Annotated in this window: 1 protein-coding gene; it reads right to left on the bottom strand. The window is 44.3% G+C overall.

Translation table 11 applies throughout. The features are described from left to right. On the bottom strand, nucleotides 1-291 hold a 291-nt coding region (locus AB4585_RS27845), incomplete at both ends, for a carbohydate-binding domain-containing protein (RefSeq protein WP_372171991.1).

Raw genomic sequence — 291 nt, 5'->3', positions numbered from 1 at the left:
CTTCTAAACCGCTCACGAAATCAGTCATATCCACATCGCTCAGTGATACGATTTGCTTCGGCTCCGCACCATCAGCTGCAACGAATGCGCCCGGCATGAAGTCAGTTTCAAACAATTGCCAGTATTCGCCAATAAAGGTTAGGTCAACACTCTCACCCGCCTTAAATCCTTCAAACTTATCTGTTGGCTCAAGTTTATGTAGATCGCCAGTCACTCGAGTAATCTTAAACTGCTCATTATCAACATCTAGAATCAAACGGATGCTGTGGAAGTATATAGTCCAGTCGTTTG

This window comes from Vibrio sp. 10N.222.49.C9 (assembly GCF_041474985.1).
GTDB lineage: Bacteria > Pseudomonadota > Gammaproteobacteria > Enterobacterales > Vibrionaceae > Vibrio > Vibrio crassostreae_C.
This window is presented reverse-complemented; position numbering and strand designations above follow the sequence as displayed.